Raw genomic sequence first — 2,904 nt, 5'->3', positions numbered from 1 at the left:
CTTAGATGCTTTCAGCACTTATCTATTCCGCACGTAGCTACCGGGCAATGCAATTGGCATCACAACCCGAACACCAGCGGTGCGTTCACTTCGGTCCTCTCGTACTAGAAGCAAACCCCCTCAATTTTCCTACGCCCATGGCAGATAGGGACCGAACTGTCTCACGACGTTCTAAACCCAGCTCGCGTACCACTTTAAACGGCGAACAGCCGTACCCTTGGGACCTACTTCAGCCCCAGGATGTGATGAGCCGACATCGAGGTGCCAAACACCGCCGTCGATATGAACTCTTGGGCGGTATCAGCCTGTTATCCCCGGAGTACCTTTTATCCGTTGAGCGATGGCCCTTCCATTCAGAACCACCGGATCACTATGACCTACTTTCGTACCTGCTCGAGCCGTCACTCTCGCAGTCAAGCTAGCTTTTGCCATTGCACTAACCTCCTGATGTCCGACCAGGATTAGCTAACCTTCGTGCTCCTCCGTTACTCTTTGGGAGGAGACCGCCCCAGTCAAACTACCCACCAGACAGTGTCCCTTACCTCGATTCAGAAGTACAGGTTAGAACATCAAACATTAAAGGGTGGTATTTCAAGGGCGACTCCATGCATACTGGCGTACACACTTCATTGTCTCCCACCTATCCTACACATTAAGGCTCAATGTTCACTGTCAAGCTATAGTAAAGGTTCACGGGGTCTTTCCGTCTTGCCACGGGTACACCGCATCTTCACGGCAATTTCAATTTCACTGAGTCTCGGGTGGAGACAGCCTGGCCATCATTACGCCATTCGTGCAGGTCGGAACTTACCCGACAAGGAATTTCGCTACCTTAGGACCGTTATAGTTACGGCCGCCGTTTACTGGGGCTTCGATCAAGAGCTTCTGCTTGCGCATAACCCCATCAATTAACCTTCCAGCACCGGGCAGGCGTCACACCGTATACGTCCACTTTCGTGTTTGCACAGTGCTGTGTTTTTATTAAACAGTTGCAGCCAGCTGGTATCTTCGACTGACTTCACCTACGTCCGCGCGGGATTTCAATTACCATCAGCGTGCCTTCTCCCGAAGTTACGGCACCATTTTGCCTAGTTCCTTCACCCGAGTTCTCTCAAGCGCCTGAGTATTCTCTACCTGACCACCTGTGTCGGTTTCGGGTACGATTACATATGACCTGATGCTTAGAGGTTTTTCCTGGAAGCTGGGCATCAGTTACTTCACTACCTTAGTAGCTCGTCATCACGCCTCAGGGTCTCAGTGACCGGATTTGCCTAATCACACCCCTATACGCTTAACCCACCATTTCCGTCCGGCGGTAAACCTAGCCTTCTCCGTCACCCCATCGCAGTCATACACAGTACGGGAATATTAACCCGTTTCCCATCAGCTACGCATCTCTGCCTCGCCTTAGGGGTCGACTCACCCTGCCCCGATTAACGTTGGACAGGAACCCTTGGTCTTCCGGCGAGCGGGCTTTTCACCCGCTTTATCGTTACTTATGTCAGCATTCGCACTTCTGATACCTCCAGCATGCCTCTCAACACACCTTCTCCGGCTTACAGAACGCTCCCCTACCCAACACACTTACATGCGCTGCCGCAGCTTCGGTGCATAGTTTTAGCCCCGTTACATCTTCCGCGCAGGCCGACTCGACTAGTGAGCTATTACGCTTTCTTTAAATGATGGCTGCTTCTAAGCCAACATCCTAGCTGTCTAAGCCTTCCCACTTCGTTTCCCACTTAACTATGACTTCGGGACCTTAGCTGGCGGTCTGGGTTGTTTCCCTCTTCACGACGAACGTTAGCACCCGCCGTGTGTCTCCCATGATTAAACTTGTCAGTATTCGCAGTTTGCATCGGGTTGGTAAGCCGGGATGGCCCCCTAGCCGAAACAGTGCTCTACCCCCAACAGTTATTCATGAGGCGCTACCTAAATAGCTTTCGGGGAGAACCAGCTATCTCCCGGTTTGATTGGCCTTTCACCCCCAGCCACAGGTCATCCGCTAATTTTTCAACATTAGTCGGTTCGGCCCTCCAGTTAGTGTTAACCAACCTTCAGCCTGCCCATGGCTAGATCACCGGGTTTCGGGTCTATACCTTGCAACTAAACGCACAGTTAATACTCGGTTTCCCTTCGGCTCCCCTATTCGGTTAACCTCGCTACAAAATATAAGTCGCTGACCCATTATACAAAAGGTACGCAGTCACACATGCCTAATGACACATGCTCCCACTGATTGTACGTACACGGTTTCAGGTTCTATTTCACTCCCCTCGCCGGGGTTCTTTTCGCCTTTCCCTCACGGTACTGGTTCACTATCGGTCAATCAGGAGTATTTAGCCTTGGAGGATGGTCCCCCCTTCTTCAAACAGGATTTCTCGTGTCCCGCCCTACTCTTCAAGCTTCCACTTCAGCAGTATTCGTGTACGGGACTCTCACCCTATATCGTCTACCTTCCCAGATAGTTCCACTTACCACTCAAGCTACCCGCTTTGGGCTATTCCCCTTTCGCTCGCCACTACTCAGGGAATCTCGGTTGATTTCTTTTCCTCGGGGTACTTAGATGTTTCAGTTCTCCCGGTTCGCCTCATATGACTATGGATTCATCACATGATAATGTAGTTACCTACATTGGGTTTCCCCATTCGGACATCAACGGCTATTGCGCTCTTTATCAGCTTACCGTCGCTTTTCGCAGATTAACACGTCCTTCTTCGCCTCTGATTGCCTAGGCATCCACCGTGTACGCTTAGTTTCTTAACCTTACAACTCACAGTTGTCTTTGGTTTTCTCTTCGCTTTTTCTCTTTCCTGCTTCATAACATTCATACTTTCATATCAATCTATTCCGCAAAAACGAGAACTCGTTTCTTTCAGCTTGTTCCTACTTGTTAAAGAGCTTTAT

At 50.3% G+C, this 2,904-nt stretch carries 1 rRNA gene; it reads right to left on the bottom strand.

The annotated features are described in order from the left end of the window. Positions 1-2,763, bottom strand: a 23S ribosomal RNA gene (locus FcAc13_RS11970); the annotation flags it as partial. Positions 2,764-2,904: the final 141 nt, after the last annotated feature.

Source organism: Frischella japonica, from assembly GCF_014489845.1.
GTDB lineage: Bacteria > Pseudomonadota > Gammaproteobacteria > Enterobacterales > Orbaceae > Frischella > Frischella japonica.
Note: the sequence above shows the minus strand (reverse complement) of the source record. Positions and strands in the feature narration are given on the sequence as shown.